Origin of the sequence: Pseudomonas sp. SC3(2021) (genome assembly GCF_019856535.1) — a bacterium.
GTDB lineage: Bacteria > Pseudomonadota > Gammaproteobacteria > Pseudomonadales > Pseudomonadaceae > Aquipseudomonas > Aquipseudomonas monsensis.
On record NZ_CP082236.1, the window covers coordinates 5,887,803 to 5,910,798 of the forward strand.

Below are 22,996 nucleotides of genomic sequence, written 5' to 3' on the forward strand. Positions count from 1 at the left end.
TTAGGCGACCGTCAGGGCAGACACCACCAGATCGCAGCTGCGCCGGGCGTAAGCCGTCAGCACGATGCGGATCTGCGGCAAATCACGGGCAAGCACGGCGGCCAGCAGGCGTTCGAACAGTTCGAGGAACTCGCTCATTTCCGCCTTGCGTTGTTCGAGGGCGAGGAAATAGGCACGGCTCATGGCCGGCTGCAGGTTCTCGACCGTCTCTTGCAGGTACGGGTTGTTGGCGAACGGATAAGCGGCGCGCATCACCGCGAAGCTGTCGTCGACAAAAGTGCGGATGTCCTGACGCTCGTAGCTGGCGGTCAGGCGCTGCTGGATCTGCACGAACGGCGCCATGTCCGACTGGACTTGCCAGCCATTGGCAACCGAGTTGCCGAGCAGGATGTACAGCTCGCTCATCAGCGTGCAAAGGCTCTGCACCTTGTGCGGCGTGAGTTCGGTTACATGGGCGCCACGTCGCGGCAGGATCGCGATCAGGTGGCGACGCTCGAGGATCAGCAAGGCTTCGCGGACCGAGCCGCGGCTGACATTGAGGGCCAGCGTGACCTTCTGTTCCTGGATGCGCTCTCCCGGCTTCATTTCGCCACGAATGATGCGTTCGGCGAGGTGGTGAGCGATTTGCTCGGCGAGGCTGTCCGGCGCCTTGAACGTCATGGTTGTCCTTCAAACTCTTTCGATCTGCACAAGCGGCGCAGTGTAGCGCAAATGCAGGCTCATGGCGGAGTGCCCACTCAGCGGTTTTTGGCACGAATCCCGCAAAAAAGCAGGGGATCCAATGAGGGTCAATACTGAATAGACACGTTGTCGATCGACGAAACGCATTTTCCTGACCTTTAAGTCAGAAAATCATTGACCGAAAAGTCAGACCTGCTAAATTCGGTTCACGTCGGTTAACAACAATAATGAGTCTGCGAGGCCTTCCGTGATCCAGTTTTTACTTAACCAGGAACTCCGTAGCGAGCACGCCCTGGACCCGAATCTGACCGTGCTCAATTACCTGCGCGAACATGTGGGCAAATCCGGCACCAAAGAAGGTTGCGCCAGCGGTGACTGCGGCGCCTGCACCGTGGTGGTCGGCGAGTTGCAAACGGATGACGACGGCCGCGAACACATTCGCTATCGCAGCCTCAACTCGTGCCTGACGTTCGTTTCGTCGCTGCACGGCAAACAACTGATCAGCGTCGAAGACCTCAAGCACAAAGGCGAACTGCACAGCGTGCAGAAAGCCATGGTCGAGTGCCACGGCTCGCAGTGCGGTTTTTGCACCCCCGGTTTCGTCATGTCGCTGTTTGCCCTGCAAAAGAACAGCGATGCACCGGATCAGGCCAAGACCCACGAAGCGCTGGCCGGCAACCTCTGCCGGTGCACCGGCTACCGACCGATTCTGGCCGCCGCCGAGCAGTCGTGCTGCGGCAAGCAACCGGACCAGTTCGACGCCCGTGAAGCCGAGACCATCGCCCGCCTCAAAGCCATCGCCCCGACCGATATCGGCGAACTCAACAGCGGCGACAAGCGCTGCCTGGTGCCGCTGACCGTCGCTGATCTGGCCGACCTTTACGACGCTTATCCACAAGCGCGACTGCTGGCCGGTGGCACCGACCTGGCGCTGGAAGTCACCCAGTTCCACCGCACCCTTCCAGTGATGATCTACGTTGGCAACGTCGCGGAAATGAAGCGCATCGAAACCTTCGCTGACCGTATCGAAATCGGCGCCGCCACCGCCCTCTCCGACTGCTACGAAGCGCTGAACGCCGAATACCCGGACTTCGGTGAACTGCTGCACCGCTTCGCCTCCCTGCAGATCCGCAACCAGGGCACCCTCGGCGGCAACATCGGCAACGCCTCGCCGATCGGTGACTCGCCACCACTGCTGATTGCCCTCGGCGCGCAGGTCGTGCTGTGCAAAGGCGAAACCCGCCGCACCTTGAACCTGGAAGATTACTTCATCGACTACAAAGTCACCGCGCGTCAGGAAAGCGAGTTCATCGAGAAAATCATCGTCCCGCGTGCCACGGCCGAGCAGCGTTTCCGCGCGTACAAGGTATCCAAACGTCTGGACGACGACATTTCTGCCGTCTGCGCTGCCTTCAACCTGCGCGTGGAAAACGGCGTGATCAGCGACGCCCGCATGGCCTTCGGCGGCATGGCCGCGATCCCGAAACGCGCCGCCCACTGCGAAGCCGTGTTGCTCGGCCAGCCGTTCAACAACGCTGTGATCGAACGCGCCTGCGCCGCACTGGCCGACGACTTCACACCGCTCTCGGACTTCCGCGCCAGCAAGGAATATCGCCTGCTCAGCGCGCAGAACCTGCTGCGCAAATACTTCATCGAACTGCAAACACCGCACATCGAGACTCGGGTGACCGCTTATGTCTAACCATCACGCCGTAGAGAAGACTCAAGCTGAATTGGCTGAACTGTTCGCCAAGGACCTGACCACCGGCGTCGGCCGCAGCGTCAAGCACGACAGCGCCGCCAAGCACGTGTCCGGTGAAGCGCAGTACATTGATGATCGTCTGGAATTCCCCAACCAGCTGCACCTGTACGCACGCCTGTCGGACCGCGCCCACGCGAAAATCATCAGCATCGACACCAAGCCGTGCTACGCCTTCGAAGGCGTGCGCATTGCGATCACCCATGAAGACGTGCCGGGCCTGAAAGACATCGGCCCGCTGCTGCCGGGCGATCCGTTGCTCGCCATCGACGACGTGCAGTTCGTCGGCCAACCGGTGCTCGCCGTCGCCGCCAAGGATCTGGAAACCGCCCGCAAGGCCGCGATGGCGGCGATCATCGAATACGAAGATCTGGAACCGGTGCTCGACGTGGTCGAAGCCTTGCGCAAACGCCACTTCGTGCTCGACAGCCACACCCATCAGCGCGGCGATTCGGTCTCTGCGCTGGCGACCGCTGAACACCGCATCCAGGGCACGCTGCACATTGGCGGTCAGGAACACTTCTACCTGGAGACGCAGATCTCCTCGGTGATGCCGACCGAAGACGGCGGCATGATCGTCTACTGCTCGACACAGAACCCGACCGAAGTACAAAAACTGGTCGCCGAAGTGCTCGACGTGTCGATGAATAAAATCGTCGTCGACATGCGCCGCATGGGCGGTGGTTTCGGTGGCAAGGAAACCCAGGCTGCCAGCCCGGCGTGCCTGTGCGCCGTGGTTGCACACCTCACCGGCCAGCCAACGAAGATGCGCCTGCCGCGGGTCGAAGACATGCTGATGACCGGCAAGCGTCACCCGTTCTACGTCGAATACGACGTCGGCTTCGACAGCACCGGGCGCCTGCACGGGATCAACATGGACCTGGCCGGCAACTGCGGTTGCTCGCCGGACTTGTCCGCGTCGATCGTCGACCGGGCGATGTTCCACTCGGACAACTCGTACTACCTCGGTGACGCGACGATCAATGGTCACCGCTGCAAGACCAACACCGCGTCGAACACCGCTTACCGTGGTTTCGGTGGCCCGCAAGGCATGGTCGCCATCGAGGAAGTGATGGACGCGATTGCCCGTCACCTCCACCTCGATCCGCTGGCGGTGCGCAAGGCCAACTACTACGGCAAGACCGAGCGCAACGTCACCCACTACTACCAGACCGTCGAGCACAACATGCTCGAGGAGATGACCGCCGAACTGGAAGAGAGCAGCCAGTACCACGAGCGTCGCGAAGCGATCCGGCGCTACAACGCCAACAGCCCGATCCTGAAAAAAGGCCTGGCGCTGACCCCGGTGAAATTCGGTATTTCCTTCACCGCCAGCTTCTTGAACCAGGCCGGCGCACTGATCCACATCTACACCGACGGCAGCATCCACCTGAACCACGGCGGCACGGAAATGGGCCAGGGCCTGAACACCAAAGTCGCACAGGTGGTGGCCGAAGTGTTCCAGGTCGAAATCGACCGTGTACAGATCACCGCGACCAACACCGACAAGGTGCCAAACACCTCGCCGACGGCCGCCTCCAGCGGTGCTGACCTCAACGGCAAGGCCGCGCAGAACGCCGCCGAGACCATCAAGAAACGTCTGATCGAATTCGCTGCGCGGCACTACAAGGTCAGCGAAGAAGATGTGGAATTCCATAACGGCCATGTGCGCGTGCGTGATCACATCCTGACCTTCGAAGCGCTGATCCAGCAGGCGTATTTCAATCAGGTGTCGCTGTCGAGCACCGGCTTCTACAAGACCCCGAAAATCTATTACGACCGCAGCCAGGCCCGTGGCCGGCCGTTCTACTACTTCGCCTTTGGCGCCGCATGTTGCGAGGTGATCGTCGACACCCTGACCGGCGAGTACAAGATGCTGCGCACCGACATCCTTCACGACGTCGGCGCCTCGCTGAACCCGTCCATCGACATCGGCCAGGTCGAAGGGGGCTTCGTGCAGGGCATGGGCTGGCTGACCATGGAAGAGCTGGTCTGGAACAACAAGGGCAAGCTGATGACCAACGGCCCGGCCAGCTACAAGATCCCGGCCGTGGCGGACATGCCGCTCGATCTGCGGGTGAAGCTGGTGGAAAACCGCAAGAACCCGGAAGACACGGTGTTCCATTCCAAGGCTGTCGGCGAGCCGCCATTTATGCTCGGGATCGCCGCATGGTGTGCGATCAAGGATGCGGTGGCGAGCCTGGGTGATTACCAGCATCAGCCGAAGATTGATGCGCCGGCGACTCCGGAGCGGGTGTTGTGGGGGTGTGAGCAGATGCGCCAGTTGAAGGCCGTGAAAGCGGTCGAAGCTGAAACCGAGTTGGCTCCGCTCTAAACCGAGGTGCGGTCTTCGCGAGCAAGCTCGCTCCCCCATTTGGAATGCATTCTCCTGTGGGAGCGAGCTTGCTCGCGAAGAGGCCCGAACAGACAACAAAGATGTCGAGGTGAACATGTACAACTGGATCGACGCCCTCGCCGACCTGCAGAATCAGGGCGAACCCTGCGTTCTGGTGACGATCATCGAAGAACTCGGCTCGACCCCGCGCAACGCCGGCTCGAAAATGGTCGTCAGCGCGAAACAGACCTTCGACACCATCGGTGGCGGGCATCTGGAATACAAAGCCATGCAGATCGCCCGCGAGATGCTCGCCAGCGGCAAGCAGGACACCCATCTGGAGCGCTTCAGCCTCGGTGCCAGCCTCGGCCAGTGCTGCGGCGGCGCCACGGTGCTGTTGTTCGAACCGATGGGCCAGGTGCAGGCGCAGATCGCGGTGTTCGGCGCCGGCCACGTCGGTCGCGCCCTCGTGCCCTTGCTCGCGAGCCTGCCCTGCCGGGTACGCTGGATCGATTCGCGGGAAGAGGAATTTCCCCAACAGATTCCCCACGGCGTCCGTAAAATCGTCGCCGAAGAGCCTGTGGATGAAATCGACGACCTGCCCGCCGGCAGCTATTGCATCGTCATGACCCACAATCATCAGCTGGATCTGGAACTCACCGCCGCGATCCTCAAGCGCAACGACTTCACCTGGTTCGGCCTGATCGGCTCGAAGACCAAACGGGCCAAGTTCGAACATCGCTTGCGTGATCGCGGTTTCGACCCCGGCGTCGTGCAACGCATGCGCTGCCCGATGGGCATCGGCGAAGTCAAAGGCAAACTGCCTGTGGAAATCGCCATCTCCATCGCCGGCGAAATCATCGCCACCTATAACGCCAGTTTCGGCCAGCACAGCGCCAGCGCCGAACCGATTGCCAGACTGCTGCCCGCTTCCCGGCGCAGTCAGGCCGCCAAACTCAAAGCCTCAAACTGATTAGAGAACCCTCATGCCTCTGACTCGCAAAGCCTACCGCGCCGCCATCCTGCACAGCATCGCCGACCCTGCCGACGTCGGGATCGAAGCCTCCTACGAATATTTCGAGGACGGCCTGCTGGTGGTCGATGGTGGCAAGATCAGCGCCCTCGGCCACGCCAGTGAACTGCTGCCGACCCTGCCAGCGGACATCGAGATCACGCATTATCAGGATGCGCTGATCACCCCCGGCTTCATCGACACCCACATCCACCTGCCGCAAACCGGCATGGTCGGTGCCTACGGCGAGCAACTGCTCGACTGGCTGAACACCTACACCTTCCCCTGCGAAAGCCAGTTTGGTGACAAAAACCACGCCGATGAAGTCGCGGACATCTTCATTAAGGAGCTGCTGCGCAACGGCACCACCACCGCATTGGTATTCGGCAGCGTGCACCCGCAATCGGTGAACTCTTTCTTCGAAGCCGCCGAGAAGCTCGACCTGCGGATGATCGCCGGCAAGGTGATGATGGACCGCAACGCCCCGGACTACCTGACCGACACCGCCGAATCGAGTTACGTCGAGAGCAAGGCGCTGATCGAGCGCTGGCACGGCAAGGGCCGTCTGCACTATGCCGTCACCCCGCGCTTCGCCCCGACCAGCACCCCGGAACAACTGACCCTCGCCGGGCAACTGCTGACCGAATACCCGGATCTGTACATGCAGACCCACATCAGCGAGAACCTCAAGGAAATCGAGTGGGTCAAGGAACTGTTCCCGGAGCGCAAGGGTTACCTCGACGTCTACGACCACTACCAGTTGCTCGGCGAGCGCTCGGTGTTCGCCCATGGCGTGCACCTGTGCGATGACGAATGCGCACGCTTGGCGCAAACCGGCTCGGCAATCTCGTTCTGCCCGACTTCGAACTTGTTCCTCGGCAGCGGCCTGTTCAACTTGCCGATGGCCGAGAAACACAAACTGAATGTCGGCCTGGGTACCGACGTCGGCGGCGGCACCAGTTTCTCGCTGCTGCAAACGCTGAACGAAGCCTACAAAGTCATGCAGTTGCAGGGCGCGCGCCTGAGTCCGTTCAAGTCGCTGTACCTCGCAACGCTTGGCGGTGCGCGGGCACTGCGCCTGGAAGACAAGATCGGCAACCTGCAACCGGGTTCCGACGCCGACTTCCTGGTGCTGGACTACAACGCCACGCCGCTGCTGAGCTACCGCTTGAAGCAGGCCAACAACATTGCCGAAACGTTGTTTGTGTTGATGACGCTGGGCGATGACCGGACCGTGCAGCAAACTTATGCGGCGGGTGCGCTGGTGCATCAGCGCTGAGTTTTTCCAAGGCATAAAAAATCCCCCGGAGGTGTTCACCCCGGGGGATTTTTATTGCCTGTCCGATTGCCATCGCTGGCAAGCCAGCTCCCACAGTTTTTGAGGTGTTCACCCGATTTGCGCTACACCACACATCCTGTGGGAGCTGGCTTGCCAGCGATTGGGCCAACTCGGTCCGACTTAGAGCTTGGCCGCTGGACGCCCCGGTTTCTTGGTCTGCAACAAATGCGAGAACACCGCATGCAGATCATCCGACGCGCCTTCCTCATCGAGGTTGAGCTTGCTGTCGATGTGATCCATGTGATGCATCATCAGGTCCACCGCCAGCTCACCGTTGCGCGCCTCGATGGCGTCGATCAACTGGGTGTGCTCGTCATAGGAGCAGTGCGAACGGTTGCCGCTTTCATACTGGGCAATGATCAGCGAGGTCTGCGACACCAGGCTGCGCTGGAAGCTGACCAGCGGTGCGTTCTTCGCCGCTTCGGCCAGTTTCAGGTGGAATTCGCCCGACAGCCGGATACCGGCGCCGCGATCACCACGGGAGAAGCTGTCGCGCTCGTCGTTGACCATCTGGCGCAGTTCGGCGATCTGCTCGGCGGTGGCGTGCTGCACGGCGAGTTCAGTGATCGCACGCTCCACCAGACGGCGGGCCATGAACACCTGACGCGCTTCTTCAACGCTCGGGCTGGCGACCACAGCGCCACGGTTCGGCCGCAACAGCACCACACCTTCATGGGCCAGTCGCGACAGCGCACGGCGAATGATCGTGCGGCTGACCCCGAAGATTTCCCCCAGCGCTTCTTCACTCAACTTGGTGCCGGGCGCCAGACGCTGTTCGAGGATGGCCTCGAAGATATGCGCGTAGACAATATCGTCCTGGGTTCCGCTGCGGCCGGCTTTGCCTGCTCGCGGTTGTTTCTTGAGGGGTTGCAACTGTTCGTTCATGGGCACTCGAGTCGGGAGAACTGCGGCGAATAGACCGTGACTGTAATACGGCACAGTAGGTCGCTGGCAAGTATCGCGTAAAAAACAGCGCGATTGTACACAATGGATGGTGGCAACACGACTGTATGGCCGTTTGTGACCTCGGCTGTATTGCGACGATCCGTTACGATTGAGTTTAGGCTTGATCGCAGAATCCGCCTTCAGCACACAATTCCCTGTAGGGATTGCGTCAAAGGGGACATCTTCATCTGTATAAGGAACACCGCCGTCATGAACGACGCCACCTACACCCGGCTGCGCCCTCTGGCCGACACTTCGCCCTCGGCCATCGTCGCCGGTTTCATCGCGATGATGACCGGTTACACCAGCTCGCTGGTGCTGATGTTTCAGGCCGGGCAAGCGGCCGGCCTGAGCAGCGGGCAAATCTCGTCGTGGATCTGGGCGATCTCGATCGGCATGGCGGTGTGCTCCATCGGCCTGTCGCTGCGTTATCGCACGCCGATCACCATCGCCTGGTCGACCCCGGGCGCGGCCCTGCTGATCACCAGCCTGGGCGGCGTCACGTATGGCGAGGCCATCGGCGCCTACATCACCTGCGCGGTGCTGGTGACGATTTGCGGGCTGACCGGCAGCTTCGAACGCCTGGTGAAAAAGATTCCGGCTTCGCTGGCGGCGGCGTTGCTGGCAGGGATTCTGTTCAAGATCGGCAGCGAAATCTTCGTCGCCGCGCAACACCGCACCGGTCTGGTGCTGGGGATGTTCTTCACTTACCTGCTGGTCAAACGCCTGTCGCCGCGTTACGCCGTGCTCGCCGCCCTGCTGATCGGTACAGCGCTGTCCGGGTTCATGGGGCTGCTGGACTTCAGCGCTTTTCATCTGGAGGTGGCGACACCGGTGTGGACCACGCCGCACTTCTCGCTGGCGGCGACCATCAGCATTGGCATTCCGCTGTTCGTGGTGGCGATGACTTCGCAGAACATGCCCGGCATCGCCGTGCTGCGCGCCGACGGCTACAACGTGCCGGCCTCGCCACTGATCACCAGCACCGGCATCGCCTCGCTGCTGCTGGCGCCATTCGGCTCCCACGGGATCAACCTCGCGGCGATCAGCGCCGCGATCTGCACCGGGCCGCACGCCCATGAGGATCGCAACAAGCGCTACACCGCGGCGGTGTGGTGCGGGATTTTCTACGGGATTGCCGGGGTGTTTGGCGCCACATTGGCGGCGCTGTTTGCCGCGCTGCCGAAAGAACTGGTGCTGTCGATCGCCGCGCTGGCGCTGTTTGGCTCGATCATCAACGGTTTGAGCATTGCCATGACCGAGGTGAAGGAGCGTGAAGCGGCGTTGATTACCTTTATGGTCACGGCGTCGGGGCTGACACTGTTTTCCATTGGTTCGGCATTTTGGGGGATTGTCGCAGGGGTCTTGACCTTGCTGATTCTGAATTGGCGCAAAGCTTAGGGTCAAAAGCCCCCCATCGGAACGCCGCCCGCCTAGCCCTCTCCCAGAGGGAGAGGACTGACCAAGGTGCTTGGAGGACATACGCCGACGTGAGATACCGAGTCGAACTCAAATTTTGACAAGCCCATAAATCGGCTCCCTCTCCAGGGGGAGAGGGCTGGGGTGAGGGGTAGATTCACCGCAAACCAAAGCCGAACCCCCAAACACCAGACGAAAAAAAACGGCGACCCGAAGGTCGCCGTTTTTTTCAGTATCACTTAGCCGGGTTGATCGGCTTTTCCGGATACCAGACGTCCAGCAGCGGGCTGACAGTCATACCAGTCAGTTCGCTACGGCCTTTCAACCAGGTTTCAACAGCAGCACGCTGCTCTTCGTTCACCGAGCCACGCTTCTGCAGGCATACCAGACCGAAGTCGTCGCCACCAACGTAACCCAGACCATTGGCTTCCATGGCTTCTTTGATGAAGGCTTCGAGGAAAGCGTCAATGGCTTCTTCGGACAAGTCTTCTTTGAAGTCCAGGTTCAGTTCGAAACCCAGCTCTTGAAATTCATCAACGCACAGTTTTTTGCGCAGACGCTGGGAACGGTTAGTCGCCATTGGAACAATCCTCTTAAGTATTAACGGCCGGCACTTTACCAGTTTAAGGCGTCGATTGCCCGACTCTCTGGCCCCTGAAGCCGACCGCCTGTAAAAAAATAACGTATTGGCCGGCCCGGACAAGGCACAAGCTGTAGAACCTTGGGGCATAATGCCGACACTTTCATGACCACTGAGGGCTTTTTCATCCATGTCCTCGTTATTTTTCCCCTCTTCTGCAGGGTTTTATTTCATATGATCAAATCGTTGCGTCCACTGTTTCTCGCCGGCCTTCTTCTGCCGCTGGCCCTGCCTGTTTCCGCCGCCACCCTTAATACCGCCCTCACCCCCAACGTCGAAAAAGCCCTCAAGGCCAGCAAATTGCAGCCAAGCGCGCTGTCGCTGGTGATGATCCCGCTCGACGGCCCGGGCAACCCGACCGTGTACAACGCCGACGTGTCGGTCAACCCGGCCTCGACCATGAAACTGGTCACCACCTACGCGGCGCTGGAAATGCTCGGCCCCAACCATCAGTGGAAAACCGAGTTCTACACCGACGGCAACCTCAGCGGCGGCATCCTCAACGGCAACCTCTACCTCAAGGGTGGCGGCGATCCGAAACTGAACATGGAAAAACTCTGGCTGCTGATGCGCGACCTGCGCGCCAACGGCGTGACCCAGATCACCGGCGATCTGATCCTCGACCGCAGCTTCTTCATCCAGCCACAACTGCCCGAGTTCAACGACGACGGCAACGACGAGAACAAACCGTTTCTGGTCAAGCCCGACTCGCTGCTGGTCAACCTCAAGGCCCTGCGCTTCGTCGCGCGCAATGACGGTGGTCGGGTACTGATTTCGGTGGAACCACCGATTGCCAGCATCCATATCGAAAACACCGTCAAGGCCCTGCCCTCCAAGCAATGCACCGGCGGCGTGCGCTACAACCCGGTGACGCAGGCCGATGGCAGCGTCAACGTGACCGTGGCCGGCCAGTTGGGCGAAGGCTGCAACTCACAGACCTACCTGTCGCTGCTCGACCACGCGACTTACACCGCCGGCGCCGTGCGCGCGATCTGGAAAGAACTGGGCGGCAGCATTCAAGGCAAGGATCGTCTAGGCGCGACGCCAGGCAACGCCAAACTGCTGGCCCGTGCGTACTCGCCGGATCTGGCGGAAATCATCCGCGACATCAACAAGTACAGTAACAACACCATGGCCCAGCAACTGTTCCTGAGCCTCGGTCAGCGCTTTCGCAACGATGCCGACGGTGATGACGCCAAAGCCGCGCAGCGCGTAGTACGTCAGTGGCTGGCGAAGAAAGGCATTACCGCGCCGCATCTGGTGATGGAGAACGGCTCCGGCCTGTCCCGTGCCGAACGCGTCAGCGCCCGCGAGATGGCGAACATGCTGCAAGCGGCGTGGCACAGCCCGTATGCCGCCGAGTACATCAGCTCGATGCCGATCGCCGGCACCGATGGCACCATGCGCAAACGCCTGAAAACCACAGCGATGCGCGGCGAAGCCCACGTCAAGACCGGCACCCTGAACACCGTGCGTGCAATTGCCGGCTTCAGCCGCGACGTCAACGGCAATACCTGGGCGGTGGTGGCGATCCTCAACGACAAGGCGCCGTTTGGCGCATCGTCGGTGCTGGATCAGGTGCTGCTGGATCTGTACAAGCAACCGAAACTGCCGCAGACCGCTTCGGCGCTCTAAGCCGCCCAAAGCAAAAGATCGCAGCCTGCTGCAGCTCGTACAGGGTGTACATCATCCCCATGCAGGAGCTGCCGAAGGCTGCGATCTTTAGATTTTGTGGGAGCGGGCTTGCTCGCGAAGGCGTCAGTTCAGTCAGTATTTTTGGCGACTGACCCGCCGCCTTCGCGAGCAAGCTCGCTCCCACAGGGGAACCGCGTCGCGGCCTAACTCATCTGCTCGACGCGATCGCGCCCGCGCTGCTTTGCCATATACACCCCCGAATCCGCCCGCAGCAGCAACGCATCCGCGCCCTCCCCCGGCCGCCAGCTGGCGATGCCGAAACTCGCCGTCACCACCCCGACCACATCCACCGGCGCACTGCGCAAGCCTTGCCACAACTCCACCGCCAGCATGTACGCATGCTCACCGTCGATGTCCGGGCAGAGCACCATGAACTCTTCGCCGCCCAAGCGGCAAAACACATCGGTACGCCGCAAGCGATGACCAATACGCTCGCACACCGCTTGTAACACCCGGTCGCCCATGGCGTGGCCGTACTGATCGTTGATGCGCTTGAAATGGTCGATGTCGAGCATGATCACCGACAACTCGCCGCCGCCCCGTTCGACGCGAGCCATTTCAGTGGTCAGGCGCTCCTGGAAATAGCGCCGGTTGTGAATCCCGGTCAGCGAGTCGGTTACCGACAGCGCACGCAATTCTTCTTCCACCCGCTTCAGGTCGGAGATATCCGAGATGTAGCCGTGCCACAACACGCCGCCGCCCGGCAGTTCCTCCGGGGTCGCCTCGCCGCGCACCCAACGCAGGCCGCGCTCGGGTAATTGCACGCGATACTCCTCGCGCCACGGGCTGAGGCTGTCCGCCGAGGCACGAATCGAGGTACGGACGCGGGTGACGTCCTGCGGATGAATACGCGTGAAGATTGCCTCGGCATTGAACAGCAACACGTCGGGTTCCAGCTCGTAGATCTCACGGATGCCGTCGCTGGCGTAGATCACGCTGAAACGCCCGTCGAATTCCATCTTGAATTGATAAATGCCACCGGGCACGTGGGCGCTGAGTTTCTTCAGCAACACGTCCCGCGCCGCCAGCACTTCGTGCACACGCTTGCGCTCGGTGATGTCGATGCAAATCGCCAGATGGCCGACCCACAAGCCCTGCTCATCCAGTACCGGGGTGGCGAGCATGTTCACCGGTAGATGACTGCCATCGCTGCGCACCAGCGTCCATTCGCGTGCTTCGTGGCCACCGACTTCACCGCCCTCGACCAACATCGCATGGCAGGTAGGAATGCTTTTGCCATAACGCGCGCTCAATTCCGCCGCCCGCGCACTCAACTCGCGGGGCAAGTGCAGGTTTTCCAGAGTCATGTGGCCGACGACATCGGCACTGCTGTAACCGAGCATCTGCTCGGCGCCGGGATTGAAGGTGTTGATCACCCCGCGCAGGTCGGTGGCGATGATTGCCACCTGGGTCGCGGCGTTCAACACCCCGCGCAACTGGCCGTGGGTGCCGCGCAACTCCTGTTCGCGCTCGTGCAATTCCTGGGTGCGCAACTGGACCATGCGCAAGGCACGCTGGCGCTGGCTGACCAGCACATACAGCAAGGCGCTGAGCAGCAGGCTGAGCAAACCACCGAGAATCACCACACTGCCGACCGACGAATGGTTGGCCTGCATAAAGGCTTCGCTCGGCAGGATGTCCACCTGGTAATCATGATCGGCCATGCGCAGCAAGCGGGTGGCCGACAAATCGCTGGCCGCCGGCTCGTTGGTCGATTCGAACAGCACCTCATGCTGATCAGTGACTGACAGATCGAGGATGCGCACCGACAGGTAGTCATGAGACGCATCCGGCAAGCCGTCGGCCAGCAACTGGCGCATGCTGATTACGGCCATCGCGTAGCCGAACGGTCGCGGCTGGCCCTCGCGGCTCACCGGCGCCACCAGCAGCACGCCGCGGGCGTAAGACGGCTCGATGCTGACCAGATGCATCGGTTGCGACACCGCCAGACTGGCGAGCTTGTCCGCGCGCTGCAAGGTGTCGCGGCGCAGCGGCTGGGCCAGCAAATCGTAGCCCAACGGCGAGCCGAGACGGCTCTGGGTCTGGCTGTACAGCACCGGCACGTATTCGTCGCGGATCGCGGCCAGTTGCAACTCGCCCTGGGCATTAAGTTCGCGGATGGTAAACGTGCTCAGGCCTTCGTCACGCACGCGCTGCTCGAACGCGGCGCGCTCGGCACCGCTGACCCGCATGGCAAACGAATAGGCCTGGGTGCGCAGCAACAGAGGGCGGGTATAACCGTCGAATTCGGCGCGGGACACCGACTCGGAGTTGGCGAAGAAGCGGCGCAGGCCATCCAGGCGTTGCTCCTGATCCTGAAAGCGCTCTTCGATGCGGCTGTAACGTTCATTGGCCAGCAGTTGAAAACGCTGACGCAATTGCTGATGGAACTGGTTGAGGGTGGCCCAGGCGAGCAGCCCCGTGAGAATCCCGCCGGCGAGCAATACCAGCAGCGCGACCAGCCAGGCCGAGACTTCTTCGCTGATAAAACCCAGGATCTTTGGGCGCACGGGGTGCAACGACATAAAGGCAACTCACTACGCCAGTGTTCCGGGGAAACCCCATTGGCCATGAGTTGAGTTATAGCTATTAGCCATTAATTTGGCTAGCACTGAACGGATCCAAGAGCCTTTAAAAATCAAGGCTCTGTGGATCCAACTTTGGCAAGTGTCAACGAGCCGTGATTTTCCAGGCGCGGTGGATCTTGGTGTTGCGGGCGAAATCCGGATCAATGGTTTGCGCGCTGATTTCCTCGACCGCATAGCGCTCGGTCAGGTTTTCCTCCAACTGGAACTTGCGGAAGTTGTTGGAGAAATACAGCACGCCACCGGTTGCCAGACGCGCCATCGCCAGGTCGATCAACTGCACCTGATCACGCTGCACGTCGAAGATGCCTTCCATGCGCTTGGAGTTGGAGAAGGTCGGCGGATCAATGAAGATCAGGTCGTACTCGTCGCGGCTGCTTTCCAGCCACGCCATCACATCGCCCTGCTCCAGACGGTTCTTGTCAGAGAAACCGTTCAGCGACAGGTTGCGGCGTGCCCAATCGAGGTAGGTTTTCGACAGGTCGACGCTGGTGGTGCTGCGTGCGCCGCCCTTGGCCGCGTGCACGCTGGCGGTCGCGGTGTAGCAGAACAGATTGAGGAAGCGTTTGCCGGCGGCCTCTTTCTGAATGCGCATGCGCATCGGCCGGTGGTCGAGGAACAGGCCGGTGTCGAGGTAGTCAGTGAGGTTGACCAGCAACTTCACACCGCCTTCGCTCACTTCATTGAACTTGCCCTGCGCCGCCTGACGCTCGTACTGCTTGGTGCCACTCTGGCGCTCGCGGCGTTTGACCACCACGCGGCTCTTATCGACATTCAGTGCCTGCGGGATCGCTGCCAGGGCGTCGAACATGCGCGCCGAGGCTTTTTCCGGGTCGATCGACTTCGGCGCGGCGTATTCCTGCACGTGCACCCAATCGTGATACAGGTCGATGGCCATGGCGTATTCCGGCATGTCGGCATCGTAGACGCGGTAGCAGTCGATGCCTTCGCGCTTGACCCACTTGCTCATCGCCTTGAGATTCTTTTGCAGGCGGTTGGCAAACATCTGCCCGCCTTCACTCAAGCGCGGCTGCTCGATCACCGGGGCCGGAGCGGGCGTCGGCTTGATAGGGTTGCCGTTCTTGTTGAACTTGCGCTCTTGCGGCTCGTCCGGGGTCTGGTCGTAAGCCGCTTGTTCGCGTTCGGCCTGACGCTGCTCCGGGGTACGACGCTCACCAGTGACGAACTGATCCGGCAGCACCTTGATCAGCAGCAGCTTGCACGGCAGCGCGCCGTTCCAGAACGAATACTGTTTGTGGCTGCGGATGCCCATGCGCTTGCCCAGGTCCGGCGCGCCGGTGAACACCGCGGCTTCCCAGTTCAGGCAGGCCTGACGCAGGCGCTCGCCGAGGTTCTGGTAGAGGTACAACAGACTGGCTTCGTCACCCAGACGCTCGCCGTACGGCGGGTTGCAGATCACCAGACCTTTCTGGTTCTGGTCCGGACGCGGCTCGAAGGTCGCGACTTCGCCCTGGTAGATCTTGATCCACTCGCTCAGACCGGCGCGCTCAACGTTGTTGCGGCCCGGCTGAATCAGACGCGGGTCGGCTTCGTAGCCGCGAATCCACAGCGGTGGCTTGGCCAGACCGGCAGCGGCACGCTCGACGGCTTCTTCATGGAGCTTTTTCCACAGCGCCGGGACGTGACCCAGCCAGGCGGTGAAGCCCCACTGCTCGCGGCGCAGGTTCGGTGCCATGTCGGCGGCGATCATGCCGGCCTCGACCAGGAACGTACCGACACCGCACATCGGGTCAGCCAGCGCCCCGCCTTCGGCCGCAATGCGTGGCCAGCCGGAACGGATCAGAATCGCCGCGGCGAGGTTTTCCTTCAGCGGCGCCGCGCCCTGCTGCAAGCGATAGCCGCGCTGGTGCAGGCTGTGGCCGGAGAGGTCGAGGGAGAGGATCGCTTCGCCGCGATCCAGACGCAGGTGAATGCGCAAGTCCGGGTTGAGCTTGTCGATGCTCGGGCGATCGCCCTGCGGGGTGCGCAGTTTGTCGACGATGGCGTCTTTGACTTTGAGGGCACCGAAGTGGGTGTTGTCGATACCCGAACCGTGGCCGCTGAATTCGACAGCCAGGGTGCCGTCGGCCAGCATGTGATCCTGCCAGTCGATGTCGAGCACGCCGTGATACAGGTCTTCGGCGTCCTTCATCGGGAAACGCTTGAGCACCAGCAACACGCGGTTGGCCAGACGCGACCAAAGGCACAGGCGATAAGCGGTTTCCATGCTCGCCATGCCACGCACGGCGGAAGTGTGCTCGCGCGCTTCTTCAAGGCCAAGCCCGACGGCTTCCTCGATGAGCAGGCCTTCAAGGCCTTTAGGGCAAGTGAGGAAGAGTTCGAAACGGTCGGACATGGTATTTCCAGAGCCTTTGGCTAGTGAATCGGCAACGCATTGCCGATCCGGTTTTCAATCAGGCGCTTTTCTAAAAGAGCGCCCGCGTGGCACGAAGGTGTGCCTTTCCATCCCCGCTGCTCGGGTTAAAGGAGCTTAGATGCCGGGACAGATAAAAAAGTTGATGAAACAAAAAGTCTTAAAGCGACCCTTCGTCGCTTATTAACCTAGCGCAAACGTGGGTCATTCTCACTAAAGGATTAACCCCACCATCCGCCGCGGAGCCGATCATACCGGGGTTTGCTGAAAAAACGTTCATGAAACCCGTCGTTACTTATGGCTGTAGCACTATTTTCGTTACGTCCTTATGACAAAACGATCATTCCCTCGGTGTGACTCATTGGTTAGAACTGACCACAGGTTGACGTCGCAACGGCGTCAACACCTTGGCTCGCCACGCCGGCAGCGAGCCGCACCCCGGCAGAGTTTTCTGCCAGACCTCGGTTGAGGTCAACGCGACACAAACAGTCAACAAGTGAGGGAAACACCCTATGAGAAGACTTAAGCGTGATCCGTTGGAAAGAGCATTTTTGCGCGGATATCAATATGGCGTTGGTGGCAAATCCCGTGAGCTTTGCCCATTTACTCTACCGTCGGTACGCCAAGCCTGGATCAACGGCTGGCGAGAAGGACGCGGCGACAACTGGGACGGTATGACCGGCACTGCGGGAATCCACAGACTCAACGAACTTCACGCCGTTGGCTGACACAGGGCACTGACTGCAACACGACAATCTGAATTTCTAGCGACTTACCATGCACGTCCTTCCCGGACGGCGGGCTACGGCCCAGGGGCTCCTTCGAGGAGCCCTTTTTTATGCCTGTCACATTATTTGTGCTGCACACACCTGTGGGAGTGAGCTTGCTCGCGAAAGCGTTTATTCAGTCAATATCTACAGAGACTGACACACCGCTTTCGCGAGCAAGCTCGCTCCCACAATTGGATCAACGCAGGGCGGCGATCGCGTCGACCGATTCGCGGATCAGCGCCGGGCCTTTATAGATGAAGCCCGAATAAATCTGCACCAGGCTCGCACCCGCCGTAATCTTCTCGGCCGCATGCTTGCCTTCAGTAATGCCGCCGGCCGCGATGATCGGCAACCGGCCACCCAGTTCCGCCGCCAGCACCTTCACGGTGTGGGTGCTCTTGTCACGCACCGGGGCGCCAGACAGACCGCCCGCCTCGTCACCGTGCTCCATGCCTTCGACGCCGACGCGGCTCAGGGTGGTGTTGGTGGCGATCACCGCGTCCATACCGGTCTCGATCAGCGCCTGAGCCACTTGCGCGGTCTCTTCATCGGTCATGTCCGGAGCGATCTTGATCGCCAGCGGGACATGCTTGCCGTGGCGCAGGGCCAGCTCGGCGCGACGCGCCGCCAGATCCGCCAGCAACTGCTTGAGCGAATCACCGAACTGCAGGCTGCGCAGGCCCGGGGTGTTCGGCGAGCTGACGTTGACCGTGACATAGCTGGCATGGGCATACACCTTGTCCAGGCAGATCAGATAATCGTCCACCGCGCGCTCGACCGGGGTGTCGAAGTTCTTGCCGATGTTGATCCCCAGCACGCCGTTGTATTTGGCTGCAGCGACCCGCGCCAGCAGGTTATCCACACCGAGGTTGTTGAAGCCCATACGGTTGATGATCGCCTCGGCTTCCGGCAGACGGAAGATTCGCGGTTTCGGGTTGCCCGGCTGCGGACGCGGGGTCACGGTGCCGATTTCGACAAACCCGAAGCCCAGTTGCGCAAAGCCGTCGATGGCCGCGCCGTTCTTGTCCAGACCGGCCGCCAGACCCACCGGGTTCGGGAAGTCCAGGCCCATGACCGTCACCGGCACGTGCGCCGGCTTCTTGCACAGCATGCCGTTGAGCCCCAGACGCCCACCCGCGCCGATCAGATCCAGCGACAGATCGTGAGAGGTTTCCGGGGAAAGTTTGAACAACAGCTGACGGGCCAGGGTGTACATGGGCGGCGATGACTCGGGCGGCGAAAAGAGGCGGCGATTATAGCCGGGCAACACCCCGGCGCGCGAGGCGCACGCGCAAATCGCCGCGAGTGGCATATGCCTTGCACCTTTCCCCGGTATCAGCCTGCAAGCCAACGACGGCGTGCGGCTCAGGACAATGGCGTCGTCCTCGGTTTTTGCCTGTGCAAAAGCCCGGGACGGCGTTTTTTTTCAAGGTGGCTTTTTATGAATGATTCGTCCGTCGGGCCGCTGGCCTGGGTCAATGGCAGTGATGCCCCGGAAAAAAGCGCGATCGACCTCGGTTTCATGGCCCTGAGCGATTGCGCCTCGGTCGTCGTCGCTGCCACTCAAGGCTTCGCCCAGCCTTATGGCCTGACCCTCAACCTCAAACGCCAGACGTCGTGGGCCAATCTGCGCGACAAACTGGTCAGCGGTGAACTCGACGCCGCCCATAGCCTTTACGGCCTGATCTACGCCGTCCATCTGGGCATCGGCGGCGTCGCTTCGACGGACATGGCGGTGTTGATGGGCCTGAACCAGAACGGTCAGAGCCTCAACCTTTCCCACGGCCTGCAAAACCTCGGCGTGATCAGTCCTGAAGCGCTGGATCGCCACGTGCACCAAAGCCGCGCAAAACTGACCTTCGCCCAGACGTTTCCCACCGGCACCCATGCCATGTGGCTCTACTATTGGCTGGCGAGCCAGGGCATTCATCCGTTGCAGGATGTTGACAGTGTGGTGCTGCCGCCGCCGCAAATGGTTGCGCACTTGCAGGCCGGGCGCATCGACGGATTTTGCGTCGGCGAACCGTGGGCAGCCAGCGCGGTGCAGCAGGATCTCGGTTTCACGATGGCGACCAGCCAGAGCATCTGGCCCGATCACCCGGAAAAAGTCCTTGGCTGCACCCGTGAATTTGTCGAGCAGTACCCGAATACCGCGCGGGCGCTGGTGATGGCGGTCCTGGAAGCCAGCCGCTTTATCGAAGAAAGTCCGGAAAACCGCCGCAGCACCGCACAATTGCTCAGCGCGCCGGAATATCTGGACGCTCCGCTTTCGTGCATCGAACCGCGTTTTCTCGGTGATTATGCCGACGGCCTCGGCAATCGCTGGCAGGATCCGCACGCGCTGCGTTTTCACGGCAACGGCGAGGTGAATCTGCCGTATCTGTCGGACGGTATGTGGTTCATGACCCAGTTCCGCCGCTGGGGCCTGCTGCGCGAAGACCCGGATTACCTCGCCGTCGCCCGCCAGGTTCAGCAACTGGATATCTACCGCGACGCCGCCACCGCTGTCGGCGTCGCCGCGTGGGGCACCGACATGCGCAGCAGCCAGTTGCTCGACGGCAAGGTCTGGGACGGCAGCGATCCGGCCGGTTTCGCCCGCAGCTTCAAGCTGCACGCCCTGAGCGATGACGCTCCCCTACTCGCCCGCCGCTGACAGGAGACCGCCAACATGTTGCGCATTCTGCTGATCAACGACACGGCGAAAAAAGTCGGGCGTCTGAAAGCCGCGCTGACTGAAGCCGGTTTCGAAGTGATCGACGAATCCGGTCTGACCATCGACCTGCCAGCCCGCGTCGAAACGGTGCGCCCGGACGTAATCCTGATCGATACCGAGTCACCCGGCCGCGATGTCATGGAACAAGTGGTGCTGGTCAGCCGCGACCAGCCCAGGCCGATCGTGATGTTTACCGATGAACATGATCCGGGGGTGATGCGTCAGGCGATCAGGTCCGGGGTCAGCGCCTACATCGTCGAAGGCATTCACGCACAACGCTTGCAGCCGATTCTGGATGTGGCCATGGCGCGCTTCGAAAGCGATCAGGCCTTGCGTGCGCAACTGCAGGCGCGCGACCAGCAACTGGCCGAGCGCAAGCGCATCGAGCTGGCCAAAGGGCTGCTGATGAAGATGAAGGACTGCAACGAAGAAGAGGCCTACACCCTGATGCGCCGCCAGGCCATGAGCCGGCAGCAGAAGCTGATTCAGGTGGCGGAGCAGATCATTGCCATGAGTGAGTTGCTTGGCTGAAAAGCTCTGGCTGCTTGAAAAGCCCCTCACCCTAGCCCTCTCCCGGAGGGAGAGGGGACCGATCGAGGTGTGCTGACGTCAAACATCGACCTGAAAGACCGGGTCGATTATGAATTCACAGCAAAAATCACAGGTCGGCGTACTTCGCGAGCATCCCCCAATCAGTCCCCTCGCCCTCCGGAGGAGGGAGAGGGGATTGATCGAGGTGTCTGGCGTCACACATCGACCTGAAAGACCGAGTCGATTATGAATTCACAGCAAAAATCACAGGTCGGCGTACTTCGCGAGCATCCCCCAATCAGTCCCCTCTCCCTCCGGAAGATGGAGAGGGGATTGATCGAGGTGTCAGGCGTCAAACATCGACCTGAAAGACCGGGTCGATTATGGATTCACAGCAGAAATCACAGGTCGGCGTACTTCGCGAGCATCCCCTAATCAGTCCCCTCTCCCTCCGGAAGATGGAGAGGGGACTGATCGAGGTGTCTGGCGTCACACATCGACCTGAAAGACCGGGTCGATTATGAATTCACAGCAGAAATCACAGGTCGGCGTACTTCGCGAGCATCCCCCAATCAGTCCCCTCTCCCTCCGGAAGATGGAGAGGGGATTGATCGAGGTGTCTGGCGTCAAACATCGACCTGAAAGACCGAGTCGATTATGGATTCACAGCAGAAATCACAGGTCGGCGTACTTCGCGAGCATCCCACAATCAGTCCCCTCTCCCTCCGGGAGAGGGCTAGGGTGAGGGGCTTTTGATCTTTCACCTGTTGGCACAAATCTCGCTAGGTAAAACGCACAGGTAACCAACGGCGGTTGCCCCACCCACGACAAAGACGTCGCTCACCCGTTTGCCCCTCATGGCGAAACAGGTAGCGGCGTTTTTTGCGATTTGGCCCCACAGCCCGGGGCCGGTGGTGCGGCCGTGGTGGCGCCCCACCTGCTGTGACTCCTATCGAGACTCTTTTCAGCTGAGGTGCGCGATGAATTCAAGCTTCTGGAAATCCGGCCATACCCCGACCCTGTTCGCGGCCTTCCTGTATTTCGACCTGAGTTTCATGGTCTGGTACCTGCTCGGCCCGCTGGCGGTGCAAATCGCCGCCGACCTGCACCTGACCACGCAACAACGCGGTCTTGTGGTGGCGACGCCGATTCTGGCCGGGGCGGTGCTGCGCTTTGCGATGGGCATGCTGGCTGATCGTCTGTCACCGAAAACTGCCGGTCTGATCGGCCAGGTCATCGTGATCTGCGCACTGTTCGGTGCGTGGAAACTCGGTATCCACAGTTACGAACAGGCTCTGCTGCTGGGTCTGTTCCTCGGCATGGCCGGTGCGTCGTTCGCTGTGGCCCTGCCATTGGCGTCGCAGTGGTATCCGCCGCAGCATCAGGGCAAAGCCATGGGCATTGCCGGTGCAGGCAACTCTGGCACCGTGTTCGCCGCGCTGATTGCACCGGTGCTGGCGGCTTCGTTTGGCTGGAGCAATGTGTTCGGTTTCGCCTTGATCCCGCTGATACTGACACTGGTACTGTTCGCCTGGCTGGCAAAAAACGCCCCTGAGCGGCCGAAAGCCAAAGCGATGGCTGACTACTTTAAAGCCTTGGGCGACCGCGATAGCTGGTGGTTCATGTTTTTCTACAGCGTCACCTTCGGCGGTTTCATCGGCCTGGCCAGCGCCCTGCCCGGCTACTTCAACGACCAATACGGCCTGAGCCCGGTCACGGCGGGCTACTACACCGCAGCCTGCGTATTCGGTGGCAGTTTGATGCGACCGCTGGGTGGCGCGCTGGCGGATCGCTTCGGCGGCATCCGCACCTTGCTGGCGATGTACACCGTCGCTGCCGTCTGCATCGCTGCCGTCGGGTTTAACCTGCCAAGTTCCTACGCCGCGCTGGCACTTTTCGTCTGCACCATGCTCGGTTTAGGGGCAGGCAACGGCGCAGTGTTCCAACTGGTGCCGCAGCGTTTTCGTCTGGAGATCGGCGTGATGACCGGGTTGATCGGTATGGCCGGCGGTATCGGCGGATTTGCCTTGGCCGCCGGCATGGGCGCGATCAAACAGAGCACCGGCAGCTATCAACTGGCCCTGTGGTTGTTCGCCAGCCTCGGCGTACTGGCGTGGTTTGGCCTGCACGGCGTCAAGCGTCGCTGGAGAACCACCTGGGGTTCGGCAGCCGTGACGGCGGCGCGGGTCTGAGGCGTC

Annotated in this window: 16 protein-coding genes; 10 read left to right on the plus strand and 6 right to left on the minus strand. The window is 61.0% G+C overall.

Annotated elements, in window-relative coordinates:
• Nucleotides 1–660: a GntR family transcriptional regulator gene (locus K5Y35_RS26105; protein ID WP_123463594.1), complete on the minus strand. Its 660-nt coding sequence runs from the start codon at nt 658–660 to the stop codon at nt 1–3.
• 268 nt (nt 661–928) lie between these two features.
• Here K5Y35_RS26105 and xdhA point away from each other — a divergent pair, with 268 nt between their 5' ends.
• From xdhA to guaD, 4 genes are all read left to right on the plus strand, one after another.
• Nucleotides 929–2,383: a xanthine dehydrogenase small subunit gene (gene xdhA / locus K5Y35_RS26110; protein ID WP_222833326.1), complete on the plus strand. Its 1,455-nt coding sequence runs from the start codon at nt 929–931 to the stop codon at nt 2,381–2,383.
• Complete coding sequence (xdhB, locus tag K5Y35_RS26115) at nt 2,376–4,775, plus strand: xanthine dehydrogenase molybdopterin binding subunit (RefSeq protein WP_123463598.1); 2,400 nt, start codon at nt 2,376–2,378, stop codon at nt 4,773–4,775. The genes xdhA and xdhB overlap by 8 nt, the downstream gene beginning before the upstream one ends.
• Nucleotides 4,776–4,890: 115 nt before the next feature.
• Nucleotides 4,891–5,748 (plus strand): xanthine dehydrogenase accessory protein XdhC, encoded by an 858-nt coding sequence (xdhC, locus tag K5Y35_RS26120; RefSeq protein ID WP_222833327.1) that lies wholly within the window; start codon nt 4,891–4,893, stop codon nt 5,746–5,748.
• 13 nt (nt 5,749–5,761) lie between these two features.
• Nucleotides 5,762–7,066, plus strand: coding sequence for a guanine deaminase (gene guaD / locus K5Y35_RS26125; RefSeq protein ID WP_123463600.1), 1,305 nt, complete (start codon nt 5,762–5,764; stop codon nt 7,064–7,066).
• A gap of 180 nt (nt 7,067–7,246) precedes the next feature.
• Here the strand turns inward: guaD and K5Y35_RS26130 are convergent, their stop codons facing one another.
• A complete protein-coding gene (locus tag K5Y35_RS26130; protein WP_123463602.1) occupies nt 7,247–8,011 on the minus strand; it encodes a GntR family transcriptional regulator in 765 nt (254 codons plus the stop codon).
• A gap of 270 nt (nt 8,012–8,281) precedes the next feature.
• On the opposite strand from K5Y35_RS26130, the gene K5Y35_RS26135 reads away from it, so the two are divergent.
• Nucleotides 8,282–9,472: a benzoate/H(+) symporter BenE family transporter gene (locus K5Y35_RS26135; protein ID WP_222833328.1), complete on the plus strand. Its 1,191-nt coding sequence runs from the start codon at nt 8,282–8,284 to the stop codon at nt 9,470–9,472.
• Nucleotides 9,473–9,725: 253 nt separating this feature from the next.
• Here K5Y35_RS26135 and K5Y35_RS26140 read toward each other — a convergent pair whose 3' ends face one another.
• Nucleotides 9,726–10,070: a YggL family protein gene (locus K5Y35_RS26140; RefSeq protein WP_123463606.1), complete on the minus strand. Its 345-nt coding sequence runs from the start codon at nt 10,068–10,070 to the stop codon at nt 9,726–9,728.
• A 234-nt stretch (nt 10,071–10,304) separates the two neighbouring features.
• Between K5Y35_RS26140 and dacB the strand changes: the two genes are divergently transcribed.
• On the plus strand, nt 10,305–11,765 hold the full coding sequence (gene dacB / locus K5Y35_RS26145; RefSeq protein ID WP_222833329.1) for a D-alanyl-D-alanine carboxypeptidase/D-alanyl-D-alanine-endopeptidase: 1,461 nt from the start codon (nt 10,305–10,307) through the stop codon (nt 11,763–11,765).
• Between the two features lie 203 nt (nt 11,766–11,968).
• Here the strand turns inward: dacB and K5Y35_RS26150 are convergent, their stop codons facing one another.
• Both K5Y35_RS26150 and rlmKL read right to left on the minus strand, forming a co-directional pair.
• Complete coding sequence (locus tag K5Y35_RS26150) at nt 11,969–14,350, minus strand: diguanylate cyclase (RefSeq protein ID WP_222833330.1); 2,382 nt, start codon at nt 14,348–14,350, stop codon at nt 11,969–11,971.
• 145 nt (nt 14,351–14,495) lie between these two features.
• Complete coding sequence (gene rlmKL / locus K5Y35_RS26155; RefSeq protein WP_123463612.1) at nt 14,496–16,766, minus strand: bifunctional 23S rRNA (guanine(2069)-N(7))-methyltransferase RlmK/23S rRNA (guanine(2445)-N(2))-methyltransferase RlmL; 2,271 nt, start codon at nt 16,764–16,766, stop codon at nt 14,496–14,498.
• A gap of 530 nt (nt 16,767–17,296) precedes the next feature.
• On the opposite strand from rlmKL, the gene rmf reads away from it, so the two are divergent.
• Nucleotides 17,297–17,512, plus strand: a complete 216-nt coding sequence (gene rmf / locus K5Y35_RS26160; protein ID WP_003223300.1) for a ribosome modulation factor — start codon at nt 17,297–17,299, stop codon at nt 17,510–17,512.
• 238 nt (nt 17,513–17,750) lie between these two features.
• On the opposite strand, the gene K5Y35_RS26165 is transcribed toward rmf, so the two are convergent.
• Nucleotides 17,751–18,770, minus strand: coding sequence for a quinone-dependent dihydroorotate dehydrogenase (locus K5Y35_RS26165; protein WP_128614208.1), 1,020 nt, complete (start codon nt 18,768–18,770; stop codon nt 17,751–17,753).
• A gap of 225 nt (nt 18,771–18,995) precedes the next feature.
• Between K5Y35_RS26165 and K5Y35_RS26170 the strand changes: the two genes are divergently transcribed.
• The 3 genes from K5Y35_RS26170 (at nt 18,996) to K5Y35_RS26180 (ending at nt 22,990) form a co-directional block, all read left to right on the plus strand.
• The gene (locus K5Y35_RS26170) at nt 18,996–20,207 is read left to right on the plus strand and encodes a CmpA/NrtA family ABC transporter substrate-binding protein (RefSeq protein ID WP_222833331.1); all 1,212 of its coding nucleotides are present in this window, start codon (nt 18,996–18,998) and stop codon (nt 20,205–20,207) included.
• Between the two features lie 15 nt (nt 20,208–20,222).
• The gene (locus tag K5Y35_RS26175) at nt 20,223–20,798 is read left to right on the plus strand and encodes an ANTAR domain-containing response regulator (protein ID WP_123463618.1); all 576 of its coding nucleotides are present in this window, start codon (nt 20,223–20,225) and stop codon (nt 20,796–20,798) included.
• Between the two features lie 980 nt (nt 20,799–21,778).
• Nucleotides 21,779–22,990 (plus strand): nitrate/nitrite transporter, encoded by a 1,212-nt coding sequence (locus K5Y35_RS26180; protein WP_186744804.1) that lies wholly within the window; start codon nt 21,779–21,781, stop codon nt 22,988–22,990.
• Nucleotides 22,991–22,996: the final 6 nt, after the last annotated feature.

Bases quoted from the DNA above. Each gene is read 5' to 3' on its own strand.
- K5Y35_RS26105 (WP_123463594.1), bottom strand. From the start codon at position 660: ATGACGTTCAAGGCGCCGGACAGCCTCGCCGAGCAAATCGCTCACCAC.
- xdhB (WP_123463598.1), top strand. From the start codon at position 2,376: ATGTCTAACCATCACGCCGTAGAGAAGACTCAAGCTGAATTGGCTGAA.
- xdhC (WP_222833327.1), top strand. From the start codon at position 4,891: ATGTACAACTGGATCGACGCCCTCGCCGACCTGCAGAATCAGGGCGAA.
- guaD (WP_123463600.1), top strand. From the start codon at position 5,762: ATGCCTCTGACTCGCAAAGCCTACCGCGCCGCCATCCTGCACAGCATC.
- K5Y35_RS26130 (WP_123463602.1), bottom strand. From the start codon at position 8,011: ATGAACGAACAGTTGCAACCCCTCAAGAAACAACCGCGAGCAGGCAAA.
- K5Y35_RS26135 (WP_222833328.1), top strand. From the start codon at position 8,282: ATGAACGACGCCACCTACACCCGGCTGCGCCCTCTGGCCGACACTTCG.
- K5Y35_RS26140 (WP_123463606.1), bottom strand. From the start codon at position 10,070: ATGGCGACTAACCGTTCCCAGCGTCTGCGCAAAAAACTGTGCGTTGAT.
- dacB (WP_222833329.1), top strand. From the start codon at position 10,305: ATGATCAAATCGTTGCGTCCACTGTTTCTCGCCGGCCTTCTTCTGCCG.
- K5Y35_RS26150 (WP_222833330.1), bottom strand. From the start codon at position 14,350: ATGTCGTTGCACCCCGTGCGCCCAAAGATCCTGGGTTTTATCAGCGAA.
- rlmKL (WP_123463612.1), bottom strand. From the start codon at position 16,766: ATGTCCGACCGTTTCGAACTCTTCCTCACTTGCCCTAAAGGCCTTGAA.
- rmf (WP_003223300.1), top strand. From the start codon at position 17,297: ATGAGAAGACTTAAGCGTGATCCGTTGGAAAGAGCATTTTTGCGCGGA.
- K5Y35_RS26165 (WP_128614208.1), bottom strand. From the start codon at position 18,770: ATGTACACCCTGGCCCGTCAGCTGTTGTTCAAACTTTCCCCGGAAACC.
- K5Y35_RS26170 (WP_222833331.1), top strand. From the start codon at position 18,996: ATGAATGATTCGTCCGTCGGGCCGCTGGCCTGGGTCAATGGCAGTGAT.
- K5Y35_RS26175 (WP_123463618.1), top strand. From the start codon at position 20,223: ATGTTGCGCATTCTGCTGATCAACGACACGGCGAAAAAAGTCGGGCGT.
- K5Y35_RS26180 (WP_186744804.1), top strand. From the start codon at position 21,779: ATGAATTCAAGCTTCTGGAAATCCGGCCATACCCCGACCCTGTTCGCG.